This is a genomic window from Microbispora sp. NPDC088329, assembly GCF_040685655.1.
Taxonomy (GTDB): Bacteria; Actinomycetota; Actinomycetes; order Streptosporangiales; family Streptosporangiaceae; genus Microbispora.
Genome location: NZ_JBFBIP010000017.1, coordinates 25,133 through 46,612, shown reverse-complemented (window position 1 = coordinate 46,612; position 21,480 = coordinate 25,133). Strand labels below are relative to the sequence as shown.

Sequence of the window (21,480 nt, the reverse complement as noted above, 5' to 3'; positions counted from 1 at the left end):
GCGAGGTAAGACGTGTCAGTCCCGGAACGGGGCCGAGGCGAGTGCGGCCAGGCCTGACATGCTTCGCTGAGGAACGAGGGGAAGGCGCCACCACGTGCGCCGCAGGCGCGAGGCGTACGCGGGCCGCCTCTTGGCGCCACGCCTGATCGTCCTTTCGGTTCGGGGCTGTAGCGAGGGGTATTTCGCGTAGCCGGCGGATTCGAGCTGGTCGCGCAGACGGGCCGAGGTCCTGACCCCTGCTGCCGAAGGGGCGCCTCGCATCTCGCCCGGACTGCCGGGGCTCGGAGCGGGAAGGGTGTCCCCGAGGGCCAGTTGGATGGCGATGGCCATCGTTTCGAGCCACTCGATGGTCGCCTCCGCCTCGTCTGCGGTGATGGGGGCCTTCTGCCCGGGGCGTACCGGATCGTGGTCGGCGGTGTGGGCGATGTTGTTCCTGCGCCAGGCGATCTCCCGCAGCCTCGCGCGGACGCCGTCCGCGGTGATCGGATTCTTGGCGTCCTGCCCGGTCAGGACCTCGGCGACCTTCACCCAAAGGTTCACCGTGCTGACGTAGGCGAACCCTTCCTTGATCTTCTCCGGGTTCTGGAAGGTCAAGAAGGCGAAATGCCGCTCCAAGTGGGCACGGAAGGTCTCCCCGACAGGTTCGCCGCGATAGTGAACACGCTCGAACAGCTCGACGGGGATGCTCAGATTGTCGAACGCGGCAGGAGCCGGGTCGGGCGGAGGCGTGGGCTCGGGGCCGCCTGCCGGGGGCAGGACGACGCCGGCCTGGGCGAGCATCGTACGGAACCGGTCGGCGGTGACGCGCCGCTGCGGGTCGGCCCGGCCGGCGTGGTCGAAGATCAGGCCTTCCTTCTCGAGCACCTCACGCGGATCATCGGTCCGTTCCGGGTTCAGCCAGCGGAACTGCGGGGAGATCCGCCCTCCCGACTGCAGGACCCGATGAGCATGGCCCGTGTCCGCGCTCTCGGCCATGAAGCCTCTCACCGACTGCGCCGACATGCCCACCGGGCCGGCAGATCGCCATACGTGGTCCAGTGGCCCGGTTCCAGACGCTCCAGGGCCTCCAGGACGACGTTCCAGCGGGGGTCGCTGTAGACACGGCCCTGTGGCGGCAGCCTCCTCGCCCGGTACTGCCGCGCCAGTTCGCGGTAGAGCTCGGTGCCCTCGAAGTCGTCGAGCGCGCGGACGCCGGCCTCGGTGATCGCCCAGCCGTTCCGTTTCGTCATCCAGCCGAGAGATGCGGCCTCTCCCGTGCGGAAGCCCAGTTGCGCCCACCACCGCGCCTGGCCGTGCGCGTTGGGCCCCCGCGGCTCCGGGGGTATCGTCACTCTCCCTTCGGCTTCCTTACGAACCTCTTCGGGTCGCAGCGGCCGCCCAGCCTCACACAGGAGCTCGAGCGTGGCACGGAGAATGGGAGAGATCTTGTCGGCATAGGCCATCGGGGGATTTCTGCCTTCCAACTGTCGCCCCCGGCGGGATAAACAGGCGCTCGGCGTAACCCTCACCACTCCGGACGGCGGGTGACGCGGGGGCCGTACGGGTAGGAAGGGGACCGGGACCGGGGCCGGGAGAGCGTGGGGAAGCGGCCGGTGACGACGGCGTTCATCCTGTGGGGAGGCGGCAGCCTGGGGGCCGCGCAGGTCGGCATGCTCCGCGCGCTCACCGCTCACGGGATCCGCGCCGACATGGTGGTGGGCGCATCGATCGGAGGGCTCAACGGCGCCTACTACGCCTCCCGTCCCGACGCCGCGGGCGTGGAGGAGCTGGCCCGGCTGTGGCTGTCGGTGAGCAGCCACGACGTGTATCCGGTGAGCGGCCCCGATGTGCTCCGCACGCTGACGGGAAACCTGCCCTTCCATCCCCTGCGGGGAGCCCTGCAGGCGCTGGGCGTGCTCAACTACGCCTTCCCACTCAATCCGGCCACGCTGGCCGCGGCCGCGCTCGGCCGCCGCAACTACCTGTTCGACAACTCCTCCCTGCGACGGTTCCTCGAACGCATCCTGCCGATCGACGCCCTGGAGGAGACGGCGACCCCGCTGTCGGTGCTCACCGCGGATGTGCGGACGGGGCGGCCGGTGGTCCTGTCGCGGGGACCCGCGCTGCCGGCCCTGCTGGCCAGCACCGCGATCCCGGCCCTGTATCCCACCGTGACGATCGGGGACCGCGTGCTCATGGACGGCGGCGTCGCGGACCTGACCACGCTGGACTACGCGGTGGAGGCGGGCGCCGACGAGGTGTACCTGCTGGCACCCGGATTCTCCTGCCACCTGCCGGCCGCGCCGTCGACGGCCATCGCCATGGCCCTGCACGGTTACAACCTGCTCAGTGAGCAGCGCATCAGCGCCTCGATCAGGCAGAACAGGCGGCGGACCCGGCTGCACGTGCTGCCGCCGCTGTGCCCGGTCGAGGTGCTGCCCGTCGACTTCCGCGGTACGGCCGACATGATCGAGCGGGCGACCCTGTCGACCACTCATTGGCTGGAGCGGCGCGGACCGCACCCTGGTCTCGCCCGTCCGCTCGGCCCTCCGCACGGCGACCACCCCCGGCGGCGCGGACCGGGCTGGCGATGAGGGCCCGTTTCTCCGCCAGCCACTGCCGTGACACCTGGCCCGCCGAAGGGGCCGGTACTACAACCGGGTTTCGTGACATGGATCGTGAACGTGTCGTGGCGGAGCCGCCGTCTTCCCGGCGGGGGTGCTCACAGGTGCCAGGAGACGGCGGATTCCGGCCGGTGTGAGGGGGACCGGGCCGCACGGGCTCTCCGGGCGTGGACGGCGGAGACGGCCAGGTACGCGTGGGCGAGCATCGCCAGGGTGATGTGCCGGTGCCAGCCGTCGAACCGCCTGACCTGGTAGTGGTCCAGGCCGACCTCGTCCTTGGCGGCGCGCAGGCACTCCTCTGCCGCCCGGCGGGCGCCGGCGACGCGGACGAGCTGCTCGATGGTGGTGCCCGTGGGGCCGAAGCACAGGTGGTACACCAGGTCCTGGGGGTCGGGGATAGTCCGGCGGATCAGGAGCCACCGCTGCCACGCGTCCTGCCCGCCGAGAGGGCCGCCGGGAGGGTCGCCGGGCCATGGCGGCAGGGTCGCCATGGCCCAGTCGTGCATGAGACCTTCGGCGGCTTGGCCCGCCGAGATGCGTTTCCATGCCCGCGCAGGCGCGTCGGCGGTCACCGTGTCGAAGCGCGGGCCGGTGTCGCCGGGGCCGATCGATCGGCTCCCCGGCACGGCCAGCACATACCCGATCCGGCGGTGCTCCAGGTGGCGGCGGAATTCGCGATCATCGCCGTAGGTCTCGTCGGCCGTCATCCACCCGGCCGGGACGCCGGCGTCCAGAGCCCGGTCGAGCATGGCGGCGGCCAAGTCGGATTCGGTGGCGAACCGCGTCTGCTCGGGGATGCCGGCTCGCGCGCATCGCGCCGGGTCGCCGATCCAGCTCTCGGGCAGGTACAACTCGGCGTCGATCAGCGCGCACCCGCGCGCGGAGGCGTAGGCCAGGAACACCCCCAGCTGGCAGTTCTCCACCCTCCCGGCCGTGCCGGAGTACTGACGCCGCACCCCTGCGGACTGGTCCCCCTTCTTCGGGAATCCGGTCTCGTCCACGACCAGCACCCCATCGGGTCCCCCGAGGTGCTCGACGACGTAATCCCGCAGATCGGCGCGTACTTCCCGGTGCTCCCAGCGCATGTCGTTCAGCAGTCGTTGCATGCGATGGGGCCGGGCGTCACCGGCGGCCTCCGCCAGTTGCCAGCCGTTCTTGCGCTCCACCGGCGCGAGGAGCCCGACCAGGTAGGCGCGGGCCTGACGGCGGGGCTCCACCCGGCCGAATCGGCCGGCCACCCGGCCGAACAGTTCATCCAGTCCCACCATCCGGGACCGTGCGTCATCGGCCGTCACCGCATCCGGCACGGAATCGACTATAGATAACGAAACCTGACTGCAGAAGGGGCGGATCCATGGTTCGCCGGCTCGTCTGGGTGATGTTATCTCAGGTCGGAGAATTCGGGATGTCCGTAACTCAGTAAAGGTATGAGTCATGGCTTTTTTCGCCTTCGCGATGTGATGCAGTCTGCTGCGAAACCCCAGGTCAATCGGTCTTTGCCGTGCTCGGATCGAGCCGTCGAGCGGAAATCGAGGGGGTTGCGATGTGTACCTATTGTTCACTTATAGTTGATACGTACTTCACCATCAGAGGGGGCTGATCCGTGGATTCGGTACGTTCTACCGCTGTCAGTGGCCATATGCAGTTGCGGGAGTTGCTGCTCGGTATCGAGGGTCTGGCCCTGCTGCGCGGGATGAACGACGGCGACGAGAAGACGGTCGAAGCGCGCATCGACGAGGTTCGGTGGCTGGCGGACGCGGGGAACACCGCCGTCGATGAGCGCATTCCGGTGCGCGAACTGGACGTCGAGTCTCTGTATCGGGCCTGGGCGGACACCTACGACGACGCCAGCCGGCCGATCCGCCCGATCGAGGAACCTGTGGTCTGGTCTCTGCTGGAGCAGGCGGCGCCGGGCCGGGCTCTGGACGCGGCATGCGGCACCGGTCGGCACGCTCGCAAGCTGGTCGAGCTGGGCCACCGGGTGACCGGCGTCGATCTCTCTCCGGAAATGCTGGCCAAGGCCAAGGAGCAGTCTCCCGAGGTGGATTGGCGGACGGGCGACCTGGCCGACCTTCCCCTGGAGTCCGGGTCGTTCGACCTGGTGGTCTGCGGTCTGGCGCTGGACCACTGCCCCTCGCTCCTGGAGCCGGTGGCCGAGCTGGCCCGGGTGACCCGGCCGGGTGGCCGTGTCATCGTTTCCGACATAAACCCCCTGATGTCGATTCTCGGGGGCGCGGCGCACGTCAAGCTGGACCAGGGGGTGCGTGGCTTCGCCCGTAATCACAGCCATCTGCACAACGATTTTCTGACCGCGTTCCAGGAGGCCGGCCTCGAAGTGCGACGGCTCCACGAGCCGCGATACGAAGCCGGCCACCTGGCGCTCAAGCGGACCGCTATGTCGCTGGTTCCGGACGCGACGCTGGCCGCCTATCTCGGGTTGCCGGCTGTCGTGGTCTGGGATCTGCGGCGTCTATAAGCGGTCAAGACCAGAGTTCGAACGGCTCACTGAGCTTCTCCCCGGCCAGGAAGCCAGTCAGCAATTGGGGAAGACTGCGGGGATAGAACTGTTCGGAGCTGGCCACCACTTCGGCGATCGGCCACCAGCGAAAGTCGAAGTAGTCATCGCGCTCGTAGTCGAGGCGACCGGCCTCGTCGATCAGGTCGCCGGGGCGGTCAAGGCGCACCTCGACCACGACCTCATGCTGAAGATGCCGTCGATCGCGGTGCCGGAACGAGGCGGTCCGGCTCCAGTTCGGTGGCCCGACCTGTTCGGGGGAAATGATGATGCCGGTCTCTTCACGCAGTTCCCGCACCGTGGTTTCCAGGTAGGTCTCGCCCTCGTCAATGCCGCCTCCGGGTAGTTCCCACCACTGGCCGAGTTCCGGCGCGGTCAGTTCGTGAGTGTGAAAAAGCAGGATGCGGTCGTCGGTGTCGCGAAGCACGATGCGAACCGCGTCACGTTCGAAAATCGGCAGGTCCTGGGGGATCTCGACCATGACCAAACCTTTCGTCTCGGGAGTGTCAGCCAAGCGTATAAGAAGGAGTGGCGGGTGATGCGTGCTGTCGTATTCGACAGGGTTGGATCGGTGGTGGTCGACGAAATCGACGATCCGGTCCTCAGCGCCCCCACTGATGCGGTGGTCGGCGTAGTCGCCGCCGGTGTGTGCGGATCCGACTTGTGGTACTTCCGGGGAATCGACCCGGTGGAGCGGGGCGCGCCGCTCGGACACGAATTCGTGGGTGTGGTGCGCCAGGTCGGCACGCAGGTCGAGAATTTCCGGGTCGGCGACGCGGTGGTGGCGCCGTTCAACTACGCGGACGGCACGTGCGCCGCGTGCCGGCGCGGACTGCCGTCGTCCTGCCCGGCAGGCGGCTTCTGGGGAGGGGCGCCGGGGCGCGGCGGCGCCCAGGCCGAGGCGATCACGGTTCCCTTCGCCGACGCCAATCTGGTCCGCGTGCCCGCCCCCTCCGACGACAAGGAGCTTTTCCGCTACCTGCTCGCGGCGGACGTGCTGCCGACCGCCTGTCACGCGGTGGCCAACGGCGAGATCACCGGTGACTCCTCGGTGGCCATCGTCGGGGACGGTCCGGTCGCCCTCGCCACGGTGCTGATGGCGAGCCGGGCCGGGGCGGGCGCCATCACCGTGGTCGGCCATCACGCGGATCGGCTGGCGGTCGCCAGTTCGTTCGGCGCGACTCATGTGCTCCTCGCCGAGGGCGATGCGGTTTCGGCCGGCGAGCAGACACGAGGACTCGCGGGAGAGATCACGACGGTCATCGAGTGCGTCGGCACCCAGGCCGCCCTGGACACCGCCCTGGCCTGCGTGCGGGACGGTGGCCTGCTTTCCTGGGTGGGGTTGCCGGTGGGTGACAGCGTCATCTCCATGATTGACGTGTTCGACCGGAATCTGACTCTGCGTGGTGGGGTGACCCCGGCCCGGCATTACCTGCCGGGAATTATTGACTCGATGTCGTCGGAGCTGGACCGATTGGCGTCTCTTGTCGATTTCTCGTTCCGCCTGGATGACGCGCAGGCGGCCTATGAGGCGATGGACCGACGTCGCGTGATCAAGTCGGCACTCATCCCTTGACTGGTTACTTGACCGTCTCCACTTATTAATGTTATGTTCACTCGCGGTTTATGTGCAGATCGGCTGACATCTTCCACCCGCGCCCGTCTCGATTTGAATAGGTCGATGGCGGCTTGCGCGAAGAGGGGGTACGGAAGTCATGCGCGAAATAACCTACCGAACTCCATCCATTCCCGGACCTGACATTTATGTCGAGGTCATGACGCTCGCCGCCAAACTGGACGCCATCAATCTCGCGCAGGGCTTTCCGCAGGACGCTCGGGCTGCCGCGGTGGCGGAGCAGGCCATCGATGAAGGTCTTCTGCGACACACTCAATACACCTCCCTGTTCGGTCTCGCCGAGCTGCGGGAGGTGCTGGCGGAGCGGGCCGCGGCCGCGGGTCTGAACTACGACCCCACGACCGAGATCACCGTCACGATCGGGTGCACAGAAGCGGTCGCCGTGGCGTTGCTGGCGGTCGCTCCCGCGGGATCGGAGGTCCTGACTCCCGAGCCCTTCTACGACAGCTACCCGGGGGTCGCCCGGTTGGCCGGGGCGCGCCTGGTCCCTGTCCCGATGGCCGACCGGAACGGCGGCTTCGAGCTCGACATCGAGGGGATACGGCGTGCCGTCACTCCCGCGACCCGGGCCATCCTGCTGAACTCGCCGCACAATCCCACCGGATACATACTGTCCGAACGTGCCGGTGCGGAGCTCGCCCGGCTGGCCGTCGAGCATGACCTGTACGTCGTCAGCGACGAGGTCTACGAGGAGCACGTCTACGACGGCCCCCACGTCCGCATCGCCGCCTATCCGGGCATGCGAGAGCGCACCGTGGTCTGCTCGTCGGCCTCGAAGATGCTCGCTGTCGGCGGATGGCGGGTCGGCTGGGTGCTCGCGCCGGAGGCGGTCAGCGATGCGATCCAGCACCACCACCGCCATCTCACCTTCGCCGTGCCGACGCCGCTGCAGGCCGGGGTGGCGGGGGGACTGAGGTGGGCCGGGCGAACCGGGTACTTCGCCGACCTGCGGGCCGACTATCGGCACCGCCGGGACGTGTTGTCCGCCGCGCTCGCCGAAGCGGGGCTCGCGCCGCGGGCCGCGCCGGGCGGCTTCTTCGTGGTCGCCGACGTGGCGCCGTGGGGCGCGACGCCGTCCGCCATGGGGCCCTTCGCCAAGCGGCTGATCCGCCGAGCCGGTGTCGCCGCCCTGCCGATGGGCGACTTCTTCGCGGAGCCGAAGCAAGCTGGAACGCTCATGCGCTTCGCTTTCTGCAAACCACTGCCGATGCTGCTCGAAGCGGCGCGCCGGCTCGGTGAACACGGCAGCTCAGGAGGGCTGGCCGTCGAGCACGACTGACCATGCCGGAGATTCACGCGGGAGAGGAACGCGCGTGCCAGATCGGGGCCTTCACGTCGCCATGCTCGGCATCGACGGAACGGGCAAGTCGACGATGGCCGAAATGCTGTCCGAGCTGCTGTCAGCGGACGGCCATGCGGTGAAGAAACTCAGTTATCGCGGCGAGCTGAGAGAGGCGAGCCGGACCAACACACGGCACGCCCTGCAGGAGCTTTGGGTGGAATCACTTCGGCTGCTGTATCTGGGCGTAGAGGAACTGGTGCCGCCGCCGTCGTACGTGGAGTTCGACGGCGAGGACTGGGAGCGGCGGCTCCGCGACACGCCGGTCGCGGCGAACGTTCCCGTGGGCCCCCTGGCCGCCGCCTGGCTGGAATGGGTCGGCCAGGTGCTTCTGCGCCACGAGTCGGTGATCCCGAACCTCGCGGCCGGAGTGCATGTGGTGGATGAGAGCTTCGGGCTCAAGACGGCGTTCCGCGAGCTCCTGCTCGCTTCCCGGCTGAACGCCGATCCCGCCATGGCCGACGAGATCGATACCGCGAAGACCGTTCTCAGCCGGCTGTTCGCCACCTGCCGGCCGGACATCGGCCTGGTCATCACCTCGCCGATCGAGCAGGCGTACCGCTGGCGGATGCGCCAGAAGGGCGCGCTGGGCATCTTGGAGTCGATGACGGTCGCCGGGGGTGATGCGCACCTGGACGGCTTCGTCGAGATCCAGTCCACGTGTGACGCCTATTTCCGCGAGTTCGCGGCGTCGGCGGGCTGGACCGTCTTCGAGATGGAGGACCTGTCGCCACAGGACAACTTCGACCGGCTTCTCGGCGTGCTGAGAGCGCATCCCGTGATGGCATCGCTGCTGCCGGATCGGGGCGAGCACGCCGGCTCCGTCAGCACGGCCGACGCGACCGGAGGACTGAACGTATGAGCCTTGTCAGCGCCTACAACGAATGGGATCCGTTGGAGGAAGTCATCGTCGGATCCGCGATCGGGGCCCGGGTGCCACGTGCCGAGCGCAGCATCCTGTCGATCGACTACCACGAGGTAGGCGACCCCGCCGCCCTGCCGTCCGGCCCGTACCCGAAGGACGTCGTCGATCAGACGGAAGAGGAGCTGGAACAGTTCTGCACGGCCCTGGCCGGTCTGGGGATCACCGTGCGCCGGCCGGCGCCGTCCGATCCCGACGCCGTGCTGCGCACCCCGCTGTGGGAGACGGACGGCTATTACGACCACGCCCCTCGCGACACCGTGCTGGTCGTCGGCGATCTGCTCATCGAGGCGCCCATGGTGATTCGGGGACGGGCCCTGAAGCAGGCGCTCTACCGCGATCTGATGCTCGAGTACTTCCACAGCGGCGCCCGGTGGATCGCGGCGCCGAGGCCCCGGCTGGCCGATGAGACCTATCGCCCGGAGCTGCCGGAAGGACAACGGCTGGCGAACCTGGAGCCGGTCTTCGACGCGGCCAACGTGTTACGCGTCGGCACCGACCTGCTCTATCTCGTCTCGGACGGCGGCAACGAGCTCGGCGCCCGATGGCTGCAGGAGGCGGTCGGTCCGCAGTACACGGTGCACCCCTGCCGCGGTCTCTACACCGCCGCGCACGTCGACACCACCATCGTGCCGCTGCGCCCCGGCCTGGTGCTGCTGAACCCGGAGCGCGTGACCGAGGAGAACCTGCCGGAAATCTTCGCGTCGTGGGACAAGATCTGGTGCCCGGAACTGGTGGACATCGGCTTCGCCGGGCCCGCGCCGGTGAACTCCGTCTGGATCGGCATGAACCTCCTCAGCCTCAGCCCCGACCTTGTCGTGGTGGAGCGGCGCCAGGTCGGTCTGATCAAAGAGCTGGAGGACAAGGGCATCGACGTACTGCCGCTTCCACTGAGCCATGCCCGTACCTTCGGCGGCGGCTTCCACTGCGCGACACTCGACGTCCGTCGTCGCGGAACCCTCGAGTCGTACCGATGACCGGCGCCGATCTCGTCGTCGACGTGCTGGCCGACGAGGGCGTCCGGCACGTCTTCGGCAACCCCGGGACCACGGAGCTGCCGTTGGTCGCCGCGTTGTCGCGCCGCGGAGAGCCGGGTTATGTGCTCGGCCTCCAAGAGAGCGTGGTCGTCGGTATGGCGGACGGATACGCCCAGGCCACGCGCCGGCCCAGCTTCGTCAACGTGCATGCGATGGCCGGGCTCGGCAACGCCTTGGGCAATCTGACGAACGCCCAGGTGCAGGGCTCCCCCATGGTGGTCACCGCCGGCCAGGCCGACCAGCGTCACCTGGTGGCCGACCCGCTGTTGTCCGGGGATCTGACGGGTCTCGCCGCGCCGGTGACGAAGTGGGCGCACGAGGTCCGCCGGGTCGACGATCTGGAGGTCGTGCTGCGCCGCGCCTTCCGCGACGCGGCGTCGCCACGACGCGGCCCGGTGTTCGTCTCCTTGCCGACGGATGTGCTGCAGGCTGAGACGCCCGCCACGGACCGGACCCCGAAGTCGGCCGTGATCCGGGACGGCACCGCGCCGGGCGTGGAGGATCTTCTCGACATTCTGCTCGGCACCGCCCCGGATCGAATCCTGATGGTGGCGGGCGACGACGTATCCGCCGGTGACGCGGTCGGAGCGCTGGTGGAACTCGCCGAGGCCCTGGGAGCCGCGGTGCTCGGCTCGTCGTTGTACGGCACGACCGTCTTCCCGACGACGCACCCGCTGTGGGCCGGTGAGATCGGCCTGACGGCCGGAGACATCCGGGAGACGCTCCGCGGCTACGACCGGGTACTGGTGCTGGGCGGCCGGGCCTTCATGGCGTACGGCTTCGATCCCGGTCCGATGGTGCCGTCCGGCGTCGAGCTGCTCCAGATCGCCGAGGACCCGCACCAGATCGCCCGGTTCGTTCCGGTTCGCCTCGGCCTGGTCGGCGGCCTGCGTGCCACCCTGCGGAAGCTTGCCGCGGAAGTACGCAAGCGCGGCGATGCCGGCCGGGCGGCGACGTCGGCCGCGGGGCTGGCCACGACGCATCTGGCGAACCGGGCCGAGCGCGAGGCGGCCGCGCTGGACCGGTATCCGGACTCGCCGATGGCGCCGCAGGCGGCGGTGCATGCCCTGCTCCGCGCGATCCCGGATGACGTCGTCGTCGTGGACGAGTCCATGACCTGCGACGAGCACGTGCGCGCCCTCCACCGGGCCGACGGTCCCGGACGCTACTTCGCGGCGCGGGGCGGAGGCCTGGGCTGGGCGATGCCGGCCGCCCTCGGAATCTCCCTGGCGTACGAACGGGAGCCGGTGTTGTGCGTCGTGGGCGACGGGTCGGCCATGTACAGCCCGCAGGCGATGTGGACGGCCGCGCACGAGGGCCTGCCGGTGGTTTTCGCGGTCGTCAACAACGCCCAGTACCTGATGCTCAAGCGGAACCTCCGCCGGACGACCGGGCGGGACGACATGTCGTTCGTCGGCATGGACGTCGACGACCCGGCGGTGGACTTCCTCGCGCTGGCCGAGGCGATGGGCGTGGAAGCACGCCGCGCCACCAGTCCTGCCGACGTCGCCGAAGCGGCGGAATTCGCCTGGTCCCTCGGCCGGCCCTACCTCATCGACCTGCCCATCGGCCCGGGATGATCAGGCGCTCGCCCCCAGCGCCGGCCGTCCGTCTCACGGAGAGGAGATGTGATGTCCTCCACGATCTACAAGAACCGATTACCGGCCGCATCCCCGGAACCCCCGTCCGCCAAGCCGTACCACCGCGGCTACACCGCCCCACCCGAGCTCAGATCGGCGATCGCGGCAGCCCACCGCAACCGGAGCTGGATCACGATCGGGGCCGCGCTCGCCGATCATCTGGTGATCTACCTGGCCCTGGCGGCGACCGTCTGGACGGTGACGAACGGCTGGTGGCCGCTGAGCCTGATCGTCGTCCCAGCCGGGCTGGTCGTCGTCGGGCGTAACCTGCGGGCGCTCGAGTGCCTGATCCACGAGGGGTCGCACTTCAACCTGAGCCGGACCCGTCGCCGGGCCAACGACGTGCTGACCTTCGTCTTGTGCGGGTTGCCGGCGGGCATCATCGTCGCCGACTACCGTGCCTCGCATCTGCTGCACCACGGTCGTTTCGGCGGAAGTCAAGATCCTGATCGGCAGCGCTACATCGAACTGGACCTGGAGCCGATGCGCCGGGACGACTGGCGTATGTTCCTGATGGGGCTGAGCCGGCGCCTGCCGCGCTACCAGATCGGCTGGCTGCGTGCGATCGGCGCCGACCGGCTCTGCCTGGCGATGCCGCTGGGCTGGGCCCTCATCGCGGTGGGGGCGCCCTTCTGGGCTCTGGCCGGCCCGCACGAGGGCATCGTCGCGGCGGTCGTCTGGCTCGGCGCCTATCTGCTGGTGCTTCCCGTGATCAGATTCCTGGCGGAGTCGTCCGAGCACGTCTACTCCGACGCCACCACCGTCTTCGACGCGACGATCTCGAACCTGGGCCGGATGCAACGCCTCCTCCTGCACGCGCACAACGACGGCTACCACACGGTGCACCACATGTGGCCCGGCGTGCCGCACCACGCCCTGCGGAAGCTTCACGAGCTGCTGCTCGTCGAGGATCCGGACGGCTACGGCGCGCGGCTGCGATTCCGTACCCGTTTCCTGCAGGAACCGCAGACCCGGCCAGGTGGACCGGCCGGGCGGCGGCGCACGCGGTGAGGGGACGCTGTGTCCTCACGAGTCGTGCAGGAGGCTCCCGATGGCCGGATGGCCGGCGAGCAACTCACGAAGCCGCGCGAAGTTGACCGGGGGCGCCGCGTCCTGCATCTCCAGCACCACCCAGTTCGGCTGCCGGGCGAAGCGGCGGAAGAAGGAGTCGCACTCCTGCTGCAGGCGCACAAAGCCGTCGCGCCCGCGGGCGCCGGCCGCCGCGCCAAGATCTTCGAGGCTGCCCAGTGCGCCCTCCTGCCGAATGCGCCACCGGTACGCCTGATCCACCGAGGAGCTGCTGATCACGATGCCGACGTCGGGGGCGGTGGATTTGAATAATTCCGTGATGATCTCTCGGGCGCGGCCGATTTCCGCGGCGACGGCCGGATCGTCATTGAGCAGATCGGCGATCAGGAGTTCTTTGTACGCCATCTTCAAACTGAAGCTCTCGTCGATGACGTGGACCCCGCGGGCGCGATGCGGGTTGACGATCTCGTGCATCAACAATGTCTGCCCCACCCATTCCAGCCAGGCGGCCGCAAGGGGGCCGCCCGGCACGTTGGTGGAGAATTTCGAGCCGGCGTACCGCTTCTCCCACTGCTGGCTGTGAAATTCATCGTAGGAGGCGGGGGCCGGCGGCAGATCCACCCCCAGGTGAACGAGCCGGAGCGACTCGACCCACAGTTGACGAAGCGATTCTCGGGTGTTCGGCCGCTCTGCCAGCTCGAGCTCCTCCCGCCAGCTCAGGACCTTCGCCTCATGGCCGCTCCGCTTCAGTTCGTCGGCCAGCATCCTCGTCATGGTTGTCTTTCCCGTGCCGTCGATGCCCAGCACGGCGATATACAACCCGGCTTCGCGCATTTCCGATCCCTTTGATTGAGGTCGCCCGGAGCCTTTGTCTATCATCGTGCAAAGTAGCTCGGCAACCGTTCGGAAGAAGTTCGCAATCTGTGGTTGCGGGGCCTATTGCAGTCAGGTAGCTTGATATTCGGTCAATGTCGGTAATTGCGCCGGGATCGCTTCCGGAAGTGGCGGTCACATCATGTCCGGCGTGCATGAATCTTCGATTATCAATGTCTCTCAACGCCATTCCTGTCGGTTTGGGCCGGAGGCGTTGGTAGTGAGTGTCAGCGGCGACGAAGCGCGATCACCGGGGAGTTTGACATTGAAAAGCAATCCCATCGTCATCGGGATCAACACCGTCTACCACGAGTCGTCGGTCTGCGTGGTCCGCGGCGCCGAGGTGCTGGCCTTCGCGGAGGAGGAGCGCTTCAACCGCCGCAAGCACGCCAAGCCGGCCGACATCGACACGGTCGACGAGATCCCGGTCGAAGCCCTGCGGGACTGCATGCTGCGGGCCGGCATCACCGCCGAGGACGTCGACTACGTGGCGACGTCCTTCGACCCGGCACTGCGTCAGCCGCCCCTGGACGAGCCGGTGACCGCCGGCTCCTGGGGTCATGCGGACGGTGAGCGCTTGTTGCTGGAGCGACTCAACCGCATCCCGGACGAAGTGTCCAAGGTGCTGGGCGCGGACATCCGGGATCGCTGGGTCTGGGTGCCGCACGAAATGAGCCACGCGGCCAGCGCCTACCTCGCCTCCCCGTTCGAGGAGGCCGCGGTGCTCAGCATCGACGGTATCGGCGAGCATTCGACCGCGCTGCTCGCGTACGGCCGTGACGGCCGGATCGAACCGCTGGACACCGTGGTCTACCCGAACTCGCTCGGCTTCGTGTGGGAGAAGCTGGCGAAGTTCGTCGGGCTGGACGAGTACTCCGCGCCGAAACTCATGGCCTTGGCGGCGTTCGCCTCGCCCGACCGCTATCGGGAGACGTTCGAGAAGATCGTCCAGCGGGACGGCGGTGGGTTCACGGTCGACCTGGACACCTTCCGCTTCCGCGTGGAGGACTACGAGCCGCTGGAGGAGCTGTTCGGCCCCCGCCGGACCGGTGGACCCGGCGCTCCGTTCGAGTACCGGTACGCCGAGGTCGCCGCGAGCCTGCAGGAGATGACCGAGGAGGTGCTTCTCACCCTTGCGGGCCGCCTGAAGGAGATGACGGGCTCGGCCAACCTGTGCCTGGCCGGCGGAGTCGCGCTCAACTGTGTCGGAATGGGCCGCCTGCTCAACGACGGACCGTTCGACGGGGTCTTCGTCCAGCCGCTGGCGCATGACGGCGGCACCGCCTTGGGAGCGGCTCTGCTGGTCGCGCGCCAGAAGGGGCGGGTCAGCGGCCGCTTCGTCATGACCGACCCGTACATCGGGTCGCTGCCGCCCACTCCGGCGCAGGTCGAGGCCGCGATCGCGGCCGCGCCGGTCAAGGCCACCCGCCTGGACGACGCTCCGCGTACCGCTGCGGAGCTCGTCGCCGACGGCAAGGTCCTCGGTTGGATGCAGGGCGCCGCCGAGGTGGGTCCCCGGGCGCTCGGGAACCGCTCCATCATCGGCGATCCGCGGAATCCGTCCACCAAGGACAGGATCAACGTACGCGCCAAGCACCGCGAATACTTCCGGCCGTTCGCGCCCTCGGTCCTGGAGTCGGAGGCGGCGGACTGGTTCGAGTTCGCCAGGCCGTCGCTGTCGACCCGGTTCATGTCGTTCGCCGTCAAGGTGCGGGCCGACAAGCGAGCGCTCGTTCCCGCCATCGTGCACGTCGACGGCACGGCTCGCATGCAGACCGTGTCCGCCGAGGTGAACGCGCGATACCACGCTCTCATCCGCGAGTTCAAGGAGCTGACCGGCATCCCGCTGGTGCTCAACACCTCGTTCAACACCTATGACGAGCCGATCGTCTACACGCCCGCGGACGCCATTCGCACCTTCCTGCGAACCGGCATGGACGCGTTGATCATCGATGACTACCTCATCGAGCGTGACCCGCAGTGACCGTGGGGGTGTCAGCGGTGCGGCGCGCCGGCTCGGCCGTGAGCGGCCGGCGCGTCCACCGTCCAGCCGTCGCGCCGGGCGATCTCGATGGCGGCCGGGCGCGGGAGGGTTCCGAGCGGATGAACGGCGGGTGGCATCACGTGGCGTGCTCCGGTGCCGGCAACGCCGGCGTGGTGAGGACGACGTGGTGAGGACGGCGTGGTGAGGACGACGCGCACCCGTGACGAGCGCACTCCGGAGGAGATCGGCGGATGACCGACGTGATCGTGGCCGCGCTGCGTGGCGCACTGGCCACGGGATCCTTCGCTCGGCTGCGCTCCTTCTACGCGCCCGAGCCGGTTCTGGAAAGCTACGTGACGGGTCACCGGGAAACCACCGTCGGGGTGGACGCCATCGAGCGGAGCTGGGCCCGGATAGCACCGGGACCCGGCGCCGAGACCTACTTCTCGGTCGACGTCCATCCGGGCGGATATGACATCGACGTCCAGCGTACGGTGCGACCGACCGGCCGTCCGGAGCGGTACCTGCACCGAATCGGCGTGGTCGACGGCCGTGTCTCCCGGCACATCGTCTACCCGTCCCTGCCCAGAGAACCGGTGCGGCTGCTCCCCGAGCCGGTCGCGAAGTCGCTCGTCGCCGGCTCCGTCGGCGATCTGGCGCACCGGGGATTCTCCGGCGCGACGTTGATGCGGGCGCGGCTTGCGAGCGGCGAGCCTGTCGTCATCAAGCACATCCGGCCGGGTCGTGACTGGCTGGCACGGGCGAGCGGAGACGAGGGGCGGGAGGGGTGGTTGTTCGTCGAGGGCGTCTACGACCGGCTTCCCGCGCAGATCACCACCCCGGTGATCGACGCCGTCGCCTCTGACGACGGTTGGGTGATCGTCATGCGCGACGTGAGCAGGGCGCTCGACACCGTGAGACACGGCGACCCGGTCGCCGGCGGCAGAGTCCTGCTCGCCGCCGTCGCCGAGATGCATCGGGCCTTCCGCGACACCCGGCCGAGTGCCGTCCTGTGCTCACCGGCGGACCGGCTGCGGTTGTTCTCGCCCTTGCGGCCGCTGATCGAGCGGCGCGGCCGTGACATGCTGCCCAAGACCCTGAACACCGCCTGGGAGTCGTTCGCTGACGGCGCCGGCGATGCGATAGCCGACGCGGTGCTGCGCCTGGTCGCCGACCCGGCGCCGCTGTTGAGTGCGCTCGCAGCCGAGGCGCCGGCCACGCTTCTGCACGGCGACTACCGGCCGGACAACCTCGGTGTCGAAGGCGGCAGGGTCGTTGCGCTGGATTGGGGGCTCGCCTGCCATGGCCCGGCGGAGCTGGACTTCGTGTGGTTCTTGTCCAACACCGCCTGGGCCGGTGATGAGGCACGGGCGGCGTTGGAGACGGAGTGGGAGAGAGTCAACGGCGGTCACCGGGCGGGCCTCGCGCTCGACCTGGCGGTGATCTTCCACGCTGTCATGGGCGAAGTGGCGTTTGTGATGTCCGAGGCGCGGCACCAGCCCGACGGCTTTCCCAAGCCTTCCGCCGCGACCGTGCGATGGTGGCTGCGGCGGCTTGAGCAGGCGTTCGAGCGAGCCGGCGACCTTCGCGGCGAAGGCTGAGGCGCGATGACGCATCACCCCGAATACGTTCCACCCGGATGACCATGAATGGTCGACATGCCGTTTCGTCGAGAGAGGGGAGTGATTTCTCCACTGATTTGCCCGTCGCCGTGCGCGCGACCATTCGAATTTGATCGGCATCGGCACGTCCGGGTCGCCGCTCTCGTTTGAGCTGGGAAGAAGTCGCCGTGAACGGCGGGATGTCGCGGCGCTTACCAGATGGCGAGAGGACGTCCGGCGGTCAATCCGGCGAGTTTATGATCGCGCCCTTCGCCGATTAATTCGGCACTGGACATCAGTAGATGATCGTGGCAATCTTGCAGGAGTCGTGGTTGAAGTACGCGACGGTCGCGATGATGCATGACGGCTGCGAGCGTTGAACGGTCCGGGAGGGCCGGAGTGAACGCGATGAAAGGTAGACCTGAATGGCGACGACGAGGCCACTTCATCCTGTCTTCGACTTACCGATATCGCACCTGAAGATGCTGAACGATCGCACTCGGACCCAGCGTTACTTCGAAGCGCTGCGGGAATCGGTCCGGCCGGACTCTGTCGTCGTCGACGTGGGTACGGGCTCCGGGGTCCTGGCGCTGGCGGCGGCCAAGGCGGGCGCGCGGCATGTCTACGCGTTCGAGATCGGGCGTATGGCGGACGCAGCCGAGGCGCTCTTCGCCGGCAACGGGATGGCCGACCGCATCACCCTGCTCCGCGGCGACGCCTTCGAGCTGGAACTGCCCGAAGCCGCCGACATCCTGGTGAGCGAGACGATCGGGCGTGAACCGCTCGAGCAGTACGCGCTCGAGCTCTCCATCGACGCGAGGGAACGCCTGCTCAAGCCCGACGGCATCCTCATTCCGCACGCCATGGCGATCCACGCGACGCCGGTGGAGATCCCGGCGGACGAGCTCGACCGGATCCACTTCACCGAAGCCACCACGGCGCGGCTCAGGCAGTGGTACGACATCGACTTCACGCCGTTGGCCACCGCGCCGGTCCCGCGGGTGATGTTCAAGCCCGGACGTACGGTGCTCGGCTGGCCGCGCCTGGCCGCACCCGTCGAAGTGGCGTTCGTCGACTTCGCGCGGGCGACGGAGCGGTTCGTCGAACAGTCCGGCACGGCCAAGGTCGACAGGCCGGGCACCGTCAACGGAATTCTGGTCTCCTTCGATCTCCGGCTGTCGCCGGGCAGCACGTTCACCACGCACCCGGACCGGGTGAGCCCCGACAACAGCTGGAAATACACCGTGATCCTGCCCGAGCCCGTATCCGTCGAGCCCGGGGCGGAACTGGACCTCACCTACCGTTATCGCGTGCCCGGCCGGCAGCCGGGTGTGGATCTGACGATTCGCTGATGAATTCGTGTGGAGCTGGAAAACTGGCATCGGGACAGCCGTGGCGATGTGGCGTCCGATACGGTCGCCGGCTCAGGGGATGACAACGGGGAGATGAAATGAAGAGAAGTGGAGTGTCCGATCGCCGCCCACCGGCTCACCCGATGAAAAGCTCTTCAATTCGTGAGTATTGCGCGCGCTTCTTCGCCGAAGGCAGGGACTCGCGCCGGACGCAGGGAGCGGCCCGATGACGAATGCGTCACTTCGCGGTCTTCCCGTCGCCGTCATCGGAATGGCCGGCCGCTTCGCCGGAGCGGGCGATGTCGCGCAGTACTGGAAGAATCTGCTGGACGGTCTCGACACGGTGAGCCGGCTGGATCAGGACAAGGCCGGGGAGGATGAGCAGCCGGCGTCCGGGCGCGTGGCCGACGGCGGGTTCGTGCGCGCGGTGGGCAAGGTCGGCGACGTCGATCAATTCGACGCCGACCACTTCCGGGTGCCGCCGGCGGAAGCCGTCACCATGGATCCGCAGCAGCGGGTCCTCCTGGAGGTCGCGGCCGAGGCCATGGACGACGCCGGCTACTCCGGCGATCGTGACTGTGTCGTCGGCGTGTTCGTCGGGTGCGGGGAGAACCTGTACTTCCGCGATTTCCTGGCTCCCACCGAGACCGGCACGGGACGGCTCCGCGACGTACGCCTCACCATGGCGAACGAGAAGGACTTCCTCGCGCCGCGGCTCGCCTTCAAGCTGGGTCTCACCGGGCCGGCGATCACCGTGCAGACCGGTTGTGCCACGGCGCTCAGCGCGGTCGCGATGGCATGCTCGTCCCTGGCCGCCGGGGACTGCGACATCGCTCTGGCCGGTGGTGTCAGTCTCCTGCTGCCCGATGTCGACGGTTACACCTACAACGAGGGCGGCATCCTGTCGGCCGACGGGCGCTGCCGCGCCTTCGACGCGGAAGCATCCGGGACGGTGCCCAGTTCGGGCGCCGGAATCGTCGTCCTCAAGCGGGACGACGACGCGCGGGCCGATCGAGACAACCGCCGGGTCGTGATCCGAGGCTGGGCGATCAACAACGACGGCGGATCGCGCGCGGGCTTCTCCGCACCGAACGTCGACGGTCAGGAGGCCGTGATCCGGGCCGCGCTGGCCCGGGCGGGTGTCTCCCCCGGGCAGGTGGGCTACGTCGAGACGCACGGGACCGGGACCGCCATAGGCGACTCCGTCGAGTTCGAGGCCCTGCGGCGGGTCTTCGCCGGTGACGGCCGGCCGCCTGGGTCCATCACCCTCGGGGCGGTCAAGGCGAACATCGGCCACGCCGATGCGGCGGCGGGCATAGCGGGGCTCATCAAGGCGATTCTCGCCGTCGAAACCGGCACGCTGCCGGGAACGGCGCACTTCCGCACGCCGAATCCCGAGCTCGACATGGAATCGACGCCCTTCGTGGTGACCGCCGAGACCCGGCCCTGGCGGACGGAGGGATCACGCATCGCCGGCGTGAGCTCCTTCGGGCTGGGCGGGTCCAACGCCCACGTCATCGTGGAACGGGCGCTCACCGCGCCGACGGCCCCTGCCGTGCGATCGCGCAAGGTGCTGGCGCTGTCCGCCCGTACAGAGGACGAGCTGGATCGGATGCGCATGCGGCTCGCCGAACGGATCGAGTCGATGGACTCGATCGACTCCGCCGAACTGTCCGACATCGCCTACACGCTCGCGGTCGGGCGCGGTCGCTTCGTCCGGAGGTGGGCGGCGGTGGTCGGCAGCGGCGCCGACGCCATCGCGAAGCTACGGGCACCCGATGAGGCAGGGCCGTCCGCTCCGCGATGGTCGCTGGTGATCGCCGGGGCCCCCAACGACCTGGCGGAGATGGGGAAACGGCTGCGGGAAGCCGAGCCGATGGTGCGGTCGGGTCTCGTTGAACTCACCGGATCGGCCGAACTGGACGGCCTGCCCTCGCACAAAGCCGGCGCGCTCGCGGCGGCCGTCGTCGGCCGGACACTGCGGCGCCTCGGGCTGACCTTCTCCCGAGTGGACGCGCCGGGTTGGGTGCGGCCGGTCGCGGAATGGCTGACCGGCGGCGCCGACGCCGCGTCGCTGGCCGCGGCCCTGGACGCATGCACCGACGACGCGGCGTCGAAGGACGCCCGTCACGGCCCCGGCCAGGTGGTGATCGGGCCGTCGTTCGACCTGGAGGACGTGCTGGCCGCGGCGTGGCGCGCCGGAGCCGGCATCGACTGGGCCGCCTACTACGCCGAAGAACGACGCAGGCGTGTCTCGCTGCCCGCTTACCCGTTCACCCGCCGCCGGTTCTGGCTCAAGCGTCCCGTCCGCGTCCTGGATGCGGGCGGTGATTCCCCGGGCGCGTCGGCGCCGGCGAACGGGATGAGCACCGCCGACTACGTCGAGCAGGTGTGGCGCGAGGTTCTCGGCGTCGAGCACATTCCGCCGGACGCGCACTTCTCGCACGACCTCGGCGGCGACTCCATCTACGCGGTGGAGATCGGTGCCCGCCTGAGCGAAGGACTCGGGCTGGAGCTGCCGGTCGACCTGCCGTTCATCGCACCCACCATCACTGCCACAGCGGCTTACGTCGAGAAGACCTCGGCCGAGGAGGAGGCGGACTCATGACCACCGTAAGCGACGACATGATCCTGGTTCGCGGGCTGGACGTGACGGCCCGCCTCAGCGACACGGTCGCCGAGCTCAGCGACCGTGCTGCCGGCGGCTTGCTGCTCGAGACACTGATCGGCCGCTACGTTCTCGACCGCGATGCCCGCATGGCGTGGCTGCTGATCGATGGGCGCCGCACCGTGGGTCAACTGCTCGAAGGTGTCGCCGAGGCCTCGGGTCAGCCGCTCGAAGAGGTTCGGCAGCCGACATACGACCTCTGTGAGCAGCTCCTCGAACGCGGCCTGGTCGAAGTGGCCACGCCCGCCGACGTCGAAGCCCTGACCAGTCTTTAGGTGTGG

General features: G+C 68.7%; 18 protein-coding genes. 13 read left to right on the top strand and 5 right to left on the bottom strand.

What is annotated here, in order from left to right; all coding sequences use genetic code 11:
• Positions 1–15: 15 nt before the first annotated feature.
• Both AB0O28_RS27570 and AB0O28_RS27565 read right to left on the bottom strand, forming a co-directional pair.
• Positions 16–975, bottom strand: a complete 960-nt coding sequence (locus AB0O28_RS27570) for a hypothetical protein (protein WP_363645026.1) — start codon at positions 973–975, stop codon at positions 16–18.
• Between the two features lie 8 nt (positions 976–983).
• A complete protein-coding gene (locus AB0O28_RS27565; RefSeq protein WP_363645024.1) occupies positions 984–1,331 on the bottom strand; it encodes a hypothetical protein in 348 nt (115 codons plus the stop codon).
• Between the two features lie 261 nt (positions 1,332–1,592).
• Between AB0O28_RS27565 and AB0O28_RS27560 the strand changes: the two genes are divergently transcribed.
• Positions 1,593–2,573 carry a patatin-like phospholipase family protein gene (locus AB0O28_RS27560; RefSeq protein WP_363645022.1) on the top strand — a complete coding sequence of 327 codons (981 nt, stop codon included), beginning with the start codon at positions 1,593–1,595 and terminating at the stop codon, positions 2,571–2,573.
• Positions 2,574–2,701: 128 nt separating this feature from the next.
• Here AB0O28_RS27560 and AB0O28_RS27555 read toward each other — a convergent pair whose 3' ends face one another.
• Complete coding sequence (locus tag AB0O28_RS27555; RefSeq protein ID WP_363645292.1) at positions 2,702–3,871, bottom strand: IS701 family transposase; 1,170 nt, start codon at positions 3,869–3,871, stop codon at positions 2,702–2,704.
• A gap of 335 nt (positions 3,872–4,206) precedes the next feature.
• On the opposite strand from AB0O28_RS27555, the gene AB0O28_RS27550 reads away from it, so the two are divergent.
• Positions 4,207–5,079, top strand: a complete 873-nt coding sequence (locus tag AB0O28_RS27550) for a class I SAM-dependent methyltransferase (protein WP_363645020.1) — start codon at positions 4,207–4,209, stop codon at positions 5,077–5,079.
• Between the two features lie 4 nt (positions 5,080–5,083).
• On the opposite strand, the gene AB0O28_RS27545 is transcribed toward AB0O28_RS27550, so the two are convergent.
• The gene (locus AB0O28_RS27545) at positions 5,084–5,599 is read right to left on the bottom strand and encodes an NUDIX domain-containing protein (RefSeq protein WP_363645018.1); all 516 of its coding nucleotides are present in this window, start codon (positions 5,597–5,599) and stop codon (positions 5,084–5,086) included.
• A gap of 57 nt (positions 5,600–5,656) precedes the next feature.
• On the opposite strand from AB0O28_RS27545, the gene AB0O28_RS27540 reads away from it, so the two are divergent.
• The 6 genes from AB0O28_RS27540 to AB0O28_RS27515 all read left to right on the top strand — a co-directional run bounded on the left by AB0O28_RS27540 (position 5,657) and on the right by AB0O28_RS27515 (position 12,703).
• Positions 5,657–6,694 carry an alcohol dehydrogenase catalytic domain-containing protein gene (locus AB0O28_RS27540; protein ID WP_363645290.1) on the top strand — a complete coding sequence of 346 codons (1,038 nt, stop codon included), beginning with the start codon at positions 5,657–5,659 and terminating at the stop codon, positions 6,692–6,694.
• 199 nt (positions 6,695–6,893) lie between these two features.
• The gene (locus AB0O28_RS27535) at positions 6,894–8,033 is read left to right on the top strand and encodes an aminotransferase class I/II-fold pyridoxal phosphate-dependent enzyme (RefSeq protein WP_363645016.1); all 1,140 of its coding nucleotides are present in this window, start codon (positions 6,894–6,896) and stop codon (positions 8,031–8,033) included.
• Between the two features lie 34 nt (positions 8,034–8,067).
• The gene (locus AB0O28_RS27530; protein WP_363645014.1) at positions 8,068–8,955 is read left to right on the top strand and encodes a hypothetical protein; all 888 of its coding nucleotides are present in this window, start codon (positions 8,068–8,070) and stop codon (positions 8,953–8,955) included.
• A complete protein-coding gene (locus AB0O28_RS27525) occupies positions 8,952–9,992 on the top strand; it encodes a hypothetical protein (RefSeq protein ID WP_363645012.1) in 1,041 nt (346 codons plus the stop codon). Before AB0O28_RS27530 ends, AB0O28_RS27525 begins: the two co-directional genes overlap by 4 nt.
• Positions 9,989–11,632 (top strand): thiamine pyrophosphate-binding protein, encoded by a 1,644-nt coding sequence (locus AB0O28_RS27520; protein WP_363645010.1) that lies wholly within the window; start codon positions 9,989–9,991, stop codon positions 11,630–11,632. Before AB0O28_RS27525 ends, AB0O28_RS27520 begins: the two co-directional genes overlap by 4 nt.
• Before the next feature lie 51 nt (positions 11,633–11,683).
• Complete coding sequence (locus AB0O28_RS27515; RefSeq protein WP_363645008.1) at positions 11,684–12,703, top strand: fatty acid desaturase family protein; 1,020 nt, start codon at positions 11,684–11,686, stop codon at positions 12,701–12,703.
• A 15-nt stretch (positions 12,704–12,718) separates the two neighbouring features.
• Here AB0O28_RS27515 and AB0O28_RS27510 read toward each other — a convergent pair whose 3' ends face one another.
• Complete coding sequence (locus AB0O28_RS27510; protein WP_363645006.1) at positions 12,719–13,555, bottom strand: hypothetical protein; 837 nt, start codon at positions 13,553–13,555, stop codon at positions 12,719–12,721.
• Positions 13,556–13,859: 304 nt separating this feature from the next.
• On the opposite strand from AB0O28_RS27510, the gene AB0O28_RS27505 reads away from it, so the two are divergent.
• The 5 genes from AB0O28_RS27505 (at position 13,860) to AB0O28_RS27485 (ending at position 21,474) form a co-directional block, all read left to right on the top strand.
• The gene (locus AB0O28_RS27505) at positions 13,860–15,578 is read left to right on the top strand and encodes a carbamoyltransferase C-terminal domain-containing protein (protein ID WP_363645004.1); all 1,719 of its coding nucleotides are present in this window, start codon (positions 13,860–13,862) and stop codon (positions 15,576–15,578) included.
• 251 nt (positions 15,579–15,829) lie between these two features.
• A complete protein-coding gene (locus AB0O28_RS27500; RefSeq protein WP_363645002.1) occupies positions 15,830–17,179 on the top strand; it encodes an aminoglycoside phosphotransferase family protein in 1,350 nt (449 codons plus the stop codon).
• A 482-nt stretch (positions 17,180–17,661) separates the two neighbouring features.
• Entirely contained in the window at positions 17,662–18,531 is an 870-nt protein-coding gene (locus tag AB0O28_RS27495; protein WP_363645000.1) for a class I SAM-dependent methyltransferase, read from the top strand.
• A gap of 226 nt (positions 18,532–18,757) precedes the next feature.
• A complete protein-coding gene (locus tag AB0O28_RS27490; RefSeq protein WP_363644998.1) occupies positions 18,758–21,139 on the top strand; it encodes a beta-ketoacyl synthase N-terminal-like domain-containing protein in 2,382 nt (793 codons plus the stop codon).
• Complete coding sequence (locus AB0O28_RS27485; protein ID WP_363644996.1) at positions 21,136–21,474, top strand: PqqD family protein; 339 nt, start codon at positions 21,136–21,138, stop codon at positions 21,472–21,474. Before AB0O28_RS27490 ends, AB0O28_RS27485 begins: the two co-directional genes overlap by 4 nt.
• The last annotated feature ends 6 nt before the right edge of the window (positions 21,475–21,480 follow it).